Genomic DNA, 7,181 nt, shown 5'->3' with positions numbered 1-7,181 from the left:
AGGATCAAGTGCCTTCCACTCCAATCAACTCAGTAATTAAAACTAGTTGTAAGCAACAAACTTTGCGAAAACAGCCTTCTATTATTTTCTTCTCCGCTCCACCTTCATAGATAAATTCAAATAGCGATTAACTGTGTTTCCTGATTCATTGGCAGCAAAATCCGGTAAGATCTATAGTTTGGACTGTTTCTTCAAAGTAAATGGCTTATTCAGAGGGACTTGTTAAGGGTTTCCCCATACTAAGCTAAAAACCTTCCAGCTATAATCAGGGAAGGTTCATTAGCATGTAATATACTTAGAAATAGGAATCCTCAACACAAGGTAAGTAAAAAGATACAGATCATTATTTTTTAGAAGCATCAGCCATCATGGGACTGCAAACTATCTTCCGTAACTTTGTTTTTTTTCTGTGACCAGACGACAACCGGGATCAACACCAAAGATAGGATTCCGCCTGCTATCGAAAGTCCTGCGTAACTAGAGTTGGCAACAATCATGCCTGACAGTGCGCCGCCCGTTGCCCCGGACAAAGCAACCATAACATCAATCGTTCCTTGCGTTCTGGCACGATTGGAAAGGTCTGTTGAATCCACGAGAATAGCCGTGCCGCTGATCAAGCCAAAGTTCCAGCCTATCCCTAATAATATAAGTGCAATCGTAAGGATCAGCACCGAATCTCCAGGTGCCGCGGCGCCCAGGAGTCCAGCAGCCAGCAGTGTACCTCCCGATGCGATTGCCATCGTACTCCGTCCCAGCTTATCTACAAGAATTCCCGTCAATAGGGATGGAAGGTACATAGCACCAATATGGAAACCGATAATCATGCCCACTGCACTTAACCCATGGCCATGATGGCCCATATGGACAGGGGTCATCGTCATAATGGCCACCATCACCAGATGTGTTAATACCATTAAGGTTCCTGATGCAATGATTCCCTTTTTATTTTCCGATGCCGTATGGGTATTTTCTTTTTGAATGCTACCCTTTTCTTGATTCTGCACTCCTGCCAGAGCCTTTGCCACCACTAGAGGATCTGGCCGCAGGAATACCAAAAGAACGAATCCGGCTAAAATATATGCTGCTCCCGCTAAAATAAAAGGTCCTGATAATGCGGGAACACCAATTCCTGTCGCAAATGTCCCCATCACATCAACAAGGTTGGGACCTGCAACTGCACCTAATGTTGTTGATACCATGGCAATGCTGACAGCTGTTGCCCTTTGCTGTGAATTGGCCAAATCGGTCCCTGCATATCTGGCCTGCAGGTTTGTTGCAGTTCCGGCTCCGTAAATAACAAGAGAAACGAACAGTAGCAGAATACTATTTGTGACAGCTGCCGCAACGACTCCCAGAGCCCCTGCCCCTCCAGCCAGGAATCCCGCTGCGAGCCCGAACCGCCGGCCGTATCGTTCAGACAGCCGGCCGACAATCAAGGCGGCTCCGGCAGAACCAAGTGTAAATAAGGCAATCGGCAGACCTGCATAACTATCAGTGCCCAGCATATCCTTGGCAAGCAGAGCGCCAACAGCAATGCCTGCTGCAAGCCCTGCACCTCCGAATATTTGCGAAAGGACGACAATAAATAACGTCCGCTTATATAGCTTTTGCTGCTTTTCCGGTGAGTCAATGTAACTCTGCAGCCATTCCGGCTCCTGCTCTATTTTTTTTTGCATCTCTACTCACCCTTTCCAAGAGCTCCCTCTTATATAATATGTTGAAGGCTTCATTTCTTTTTCCAAAATTCTTAACTGTTGCCTCAATCATACCACATAGGGTATGTAATTAACACGTCTAATTTAAAGAAAAAAGGCGATGCCAACCAGCAGCACCGCCTCAAAAATATTTACTCTTTTATTCTCAACAATCTCAAGCTATTCAGTGTAACCAGCAAGGTTGCACCCATGTCTGCAAAAATCGCAATCCATAAAGTCAGCCAGCCCGGCACAACAAGCAGTAGTGCCAAGGCTTTTATTGCTAAGGAAAATGTAATGTTTTGCTTAATAATCCCTAAAGCTTTGCGGCTTAAATTAATTGTATATGGCAATTTGCTTAGATCATCAGACATCAGGGCAATATCAGCAGTTTCCAGCGCTGTATCGGTCCCTGCCCCGCCCATGGCAACACCGACCGTTGATGCTGCAAGAGCTGGCGCATCATTTACACCATCACCGACCATTGCAACACTCTGATGGTTAGTACGAAGCTCATTAATAAAAGTCAACTTATCTTGCGGAAGCAAGTCAGCTTTAATATCCGCAACACCAGCTTGTTTTCCAACCGCTGCTGCAGTTAGCTGATTATCGCCTGTCAGCATAACCGTTTCAATACCCATACTGTTCAGCTTGCTGATAACCGCTTTGGAACTGTCTCTCATCTGGTCAGCAACGGCTATTAATAAAAGAATTTCTCTTTCGGTTCCAAGTACCATGACCGTTTTTCCTTGCTTCTGCAGCTCCGAAATCTGCTGTTTTTTATCATGATCAATGGTTCCATGCAGCTCTTCAAACAGCTTTGGGCTTCCTACATAATAAAGCACTCCATTGAAAACAGCTTTGACACCTTTACCTGTTATGGACTGAAAATCCTCAGCAGCCACACGATTAAAATCAGATCCGTTTTCTTCCGCTCTTCGCATAATAGCTGAAGCAAGGGGATGCTGTGAGCCTTTCTCGATCGCAGCTGTTATTTTCAGCAATTCTTTTTCATTATTGCTGTAAGCTATAATATCCGTAACTGCCGGTACACCCTTGGTTAATGTGCCTGTTTTATCAAAAGCGATTGCTTTAAGGGCACCTGTTTCTTCTAGGTGGATCCCGCCTTTAATCAGCACACCATTTCTGGCGGCATTGCCGATTGCTGTAACGACAGCAACAGGCGTCGAAACAACAAGTGCGCACGGACAGCCGACTACCAGCGCTGCCAATCCCTGATAAATCCACTCGCTCCAGTCTCCCCCAAATAATGGAGGAAGAACAGCAATCAAAATGGCTAATACAATAACCGCTGGCGTGTAATACTTCGCGAATTTATCTACAAATTGCTGGGAAGGGGCTTTTTCTGCCTGCGCTTCTTCCACCAAATGAATAATTTTCGCAATGGTTGAATCTTCTACCCGCTTTGATACTTTTACCTCAAGCAAGCCTTCCTCATTTAACGTTCCTGCAAAGACCTCATCGTCAATGGTCTTTGTGACCGGAACACTTTCACCAGTAATCGATGCCTGGTTCAAGGTTGAAGTACCTTTCATTACGGTTCCATCCATCGCCAGCTTCTGCCCAGGCTTAACAATCATTACGTCTCCAATTTGAATATCGTCCACATGGATCATCATTTCTTCCTTGCCCCTGCGAATTAACGCTTCTTTTGGCGCAATGTCCATCAAAGATTCAATGGATTGTCGAGCCTTATCCATTGAAAAGCGTTCCAGGGCTTCACTAATGGCAAACAGAATAACCACCATGGCCCCTTCGCCCCATTCACCAATGATTGCAGCACCTATAATGGCGATCGTCATGAGTGTGCTCATATCAAAATTCAATCTGGCGAGGTTTTTTAATCCTTTTTGAAATAACGTGTACCCGCCGATTAAAATGGCGGCTGTATAGCCAGAGACTGCAATAAAATGTTCTTCACCGTATTGCTTGCTTAAAAACCAGCTAATCACCAGTAATACCGCTGATATATATACTTTAAAATTCTCTTTTTGTTTCCAGAACGGTCCCCGCTCCACTGCTTTTTCATTTTCAGCACGCAGCTTAAGGTTCTCGAAGGCTCCAGCCTTTTCAATGGCTTCCATGGCGGCCGTTCCAGTAACTGTTATTTTGGAAGCACCAAAATTAACATTTGCATCTAAAACGCCATCCAGGCGTTTCACGTTCTCTTCGAACGTTTTGGCACAGCCTGCTCAGGAAAAGCCCTGAACACGGTAGGTTTTCGTTTCTTGTTCAGCTAATTGTGCTTGTGCAGACATCAGCTTTCACCTCACTTTTGTGTGCTAATGCAATCATCATTAACTGTCTAATATGGTCATCATCGAGTGAATAAAATGCCAATTTGCCTTCTTTCCGAAACTTCACAATCCCCTGCTTATGAAGGGTGCGTAAATGGTGGGAAGCTGTTGCAACAGTTGCCCCTATGATATTGGCAATGTCACAAACACACAGCTCATCATCCTGGCACAATGCAAAGGAAATCTTTGCCCTATTCTCATCTGCAAGCGCCTTAAACAATTGGGCAACACTAGAAAGGTCTTCCTTCCGCATTTCCCCTTGTATACGATTGACTTTCTCTTCGTCATAACAATAAATGTCGCAAGTATCCTTGGAACCCAACTTAATCCCCCTCTATATTCCAACCTTCGCTTGAATATATTATACCCTTTTTCGAAAGTTATTCAAATATCCATTTGAATAATATATGTAAAAAGGTATCCGCTTGATCCAATCCCTTTCTTTTATTTTAAGGCAAAATAAAAAACGCTGACATCATCAGCGTTTCCCTAAAATTTATGAGCAGCAAGAGGAATCCTTAATTTCAATTTTCACAGGCTCAGCTGAACAACATGCTGAGTCCGTTTCCATCGATTCCACCTCAGCTTTTGTGTAGAAAAACTCCCATTCATTACCGTCCGGGTCTGTTACCCAAAATTTATCCTGTGTTGCATAGCAGCACGTAACATCCATCTCTTCTCTTGCAAAAAAGCCCATTTTTTCCAGTCGGTCTTTATGCAGAAGTACCTCTTCCTGATTTTCCACCTGAAACCCAAAGTGACCTACCTGATTCCCGGAAACCTTATCTTTCAGATTTAACGTGAAATTAAGGCCCGGGTCTTCCATCATAAATTTTGCATAGTCTTGCTTTACTTTCACAGGCTGTGCACCAAACACTTTGGAATAAAAGTCAATCGACTGATTTAAATCTGTAACATTAACTCCAACATGAATTTTCAAAAATAAGCCCTCCTATTTAAACGTATTTATTGCGGCTGTATCAATTTACTTACTGCTTTACTTACAACAAAAGTCCTCTGAAACGGATGTCACACAACAGGATTCATCTTGGTCATTCTCCACTTCTTTAATATCAACACCACAGCAATCAGAAGACTTTGTTTCTTTTCCCAAAAAACGATTTAAGAATTTCAATTTAGCCACCCTTCCTTTTAAATCAATTTTTTTTGATTTATAATTTGATTATATTAGCAATTATTTCTAATTGCAATCTTTTTATCAAAAATTTTTGATTTATTTGTTAACAAGTGTCTGTAAATAATAAAAAAGTGCCTATCCAAGTTAGTACGGATAGACACACGCCAGTTATTTTTTACTTCTCAGCCCGCTCTTTTAGCTTCACCAATAATTCACCAGAATTCTCCGCAGCAATAAAATCTCCATCTACAACCGCATATGGAGACTGCTTGCATTCCTTGCATTTGCTTTGGCACTCATATTCTTTATAGATAATATTCTTCTGATTTAGAAAGGCATTATAATCCGAAAAATTCTCTTCCTTTAAAAACTCGTCAAGATTTCGCTTGCAAAATTCAACCTTTACAGGCTTTTGCTTTGAGAATAGTTTATTAATCAGTTTCACCTGGTAAAACATCCTTTTACTTTTAATCAGTCAACGCTAATGATGATAAATATTGCTTTCCCGGATCTTGGTTGCGACCCATTTTTCTCCTGATTCAACTGGCACACTTCTGTGTACAGACAAACGGTCCAGCTGGCCATTTTCGTTAGCATAATGAAAATAAATGGCTGCTCCTTTTTTCGGTACAATGGAAAGACCGACTTTAGGAAAAATGGTTTCCCCGCCATCTGCCACATCATTCAAATAAATGAGAAATGTGCCAACACGCTGTCCGCCTTTAGTGGGATCAACCATATTGGCTGGAAAAAAATCAAAATGCGGCTTGTACTCTTCTCCAATCCCATAATTCAAAACCTGAAGGCCTTCTCCGTGTTCAATGGGAAAACCGGTTAGCTCTGCAATTCTGTTCTCAATCCTGGCCACAAGCTCATTTTCTCTGATCCGAAAAACCGTTCCTTTACTCGTTCTGCCGGCAGCTGCCCGTTCTTCTCCTGAGGTTGTATCCACAACGCGGGATGGCAGCAAGCGGCTCCTCGAAAGACTGATGAGCTCATCGCATTCCTCATGACTAAGCACAGAATCCAAATGCAGAACAAATGGCTTTTCATTTCTGGAAAGGACCTTTATTTCACGGTCATTTGTGTAAAGGGTGTTCCCCTTTCTTCCAATCTCGGGAACCTCATAATTATAACGAATTTGCTTTCCATCTGTCGTCTTTATCGCTTCATTTCCAACAATTTGAAAAAGCGTCTCATAAGCAAAACGGTTATCGAAACCTTTTTTTATCAAAGCATTTGCGATCACAATTGGACTTACATCACTTTTTAACGTACTAACAATCCAATCCTTCAGTTCGTCTGTTATCTGCATCATTTTTGTCATAAGAAATTTCCCCCTGTATGACTCCCTGAAATCTTCACAACGGCAATTAAAGTTAGTTATTTATTTCGAAATAATTTTATGTATTTATTATACTATTTATCTAAAATCAACTAAACCAATTTACCTATAATTCTGATTTTACTGAGCTATCATTTGTTTTCAGAAAAAGACTGTTCATGAGGCCCATTCTCTCTCACCTCTATGAGTTTTCGTCTTCATAGTGCGTTCATGAGGACCTTTCTCTCTTCATTGAATGAATTTTCGTCCTCATAAAGCCTTCATGGCGACCTTTCTCTCATCATTGAATGATTTTTCGTCTTCATAGAGCCTTCATGACGACCTTTCTCTTATCATTGAATGAATTTTCGTCTTCATAAAGCTTTTATGACGACCTTTCTCTTATCATTGAATGATTTTTCGTCTTCATAAAGCCTTCATGGCGACCTTTCTCTCTTCATTGAATGATTTTTCGTCTTCATAGAGCCTTCATGGCGACCTTTCTCTCTTCATTGAATGAATTTTCGTCCTCATAGAGCCTTCATGACGACCTTTCTCTCTTCATTGAATGAATTTTCGTCCTCATCAAGCCTTCATAGCGACCTTTCTCTCTTCATTGAATGATTTTTCGTCTTCATAGAGCCTTCATAGCGACCTTTCTCTCTTCATTGAATGATTTTTCGTCTTCATCAAGCCTTCATAGCGAC

General features: G+C 41.9%; 6 protein-coding genes. All 6 read right to left on the bottom strand.

The window, feature by feature from the left end:
- Nucleotides 1-359: 359 nt before the first annotated feature.
- The 6 genes from J7I93_RS11460 to J7I93_RS11435 all read right to left on the bottom strand — a co-directional run bounded on the left by J7I93_RS11460 (nt 360) and on the right by J7I93_RS11435 (nt 6,477).
- Nucleotides 360-1,676: an MFS transporter gene (locus J7I93_RS11460; protein WP_214725989.1), complete on the bottom strand. Its 1,317-nt coding sequence runs from the start codon at nt 1,674-1,676 to the stop codon at nt 360-362.
- Nucleotides 1,677-1,846: 170 nt separating this feature from the next.
- Nucleotides 1,847-3,973 (bottom strand): heavy metal translocating P-type ATPase, encoded by a 2,127-nt coding sequence (locus J7I93_RS11455; RefSeq protein ID WP_214725988.1) that lies wholly within the window; start codon nt 3,971-3,973, stop codon nt 1,847-1,849.
- A complete protein-coding gene (locus J7I93_RS11450; protein WP_214725987.1) occupies nt 3,948-4,334 on the bottom strand; it encodes an ArsR/SmtB family transcription factor in 387 nt (128 codons plus the stop codon). Before J7I93_RS11450 ends, J7I93_RS11455 begins: the two co-directional genes overlap by 26 nt.
- Before the next feature lie 174 nt (nt 4,335-4,508).
- Nucleotides 4,509-4,952: an ArsI/CadI family heavy metal resistance metalloenzyme gene (locus tag J7I93_RS11445; protein WP_214725986.1), complete on the bottom strand. Its 444-nt coding sequence runs from the start codon at nt 4,950-4,952 to the stop codon at nt 4,509-4,511.
- A 373-nt stretch (nt 4,953-5,325) separates the two neighbouring features.
- Complete coding sequence (locus tag J7I93_RS11440) at nt 5,326-5,595, bottom strand: DUF1450 domain-containing protein (protein ID WP_214725985.1); 270 nt, start codon at nt 5,593-5,595, stop codon at nt 5,326-5,328.
- 36 nt (nt 5,596-5,631) lie between these two features.
- A complete protein-coding gene (locus J7I93_RS11435) occupies nt 5,632-6,477 on the bottom strand; it encodes a 2OG-Fe(II) oxygenase (RefSeq protein WP_214725984.1) in 846 nt (281 codons plus the stop codon).
- Between the last annotated feature and the right edge of the window lie 704 nt (nt 6,478-7,181).

The sequence above is a fragment of the Bacillus sp. ISL-47 genome (assembly GCF_018613175.1).
Classification (GTDB): domain Bacteria; phylum Bacillota; class Bacilli; order Bacillales; family Cytobacillaceae; genus Cytobacillus.
This window is presented reverse-complemented; position numbering and strand designations above follow the sequence as displayed.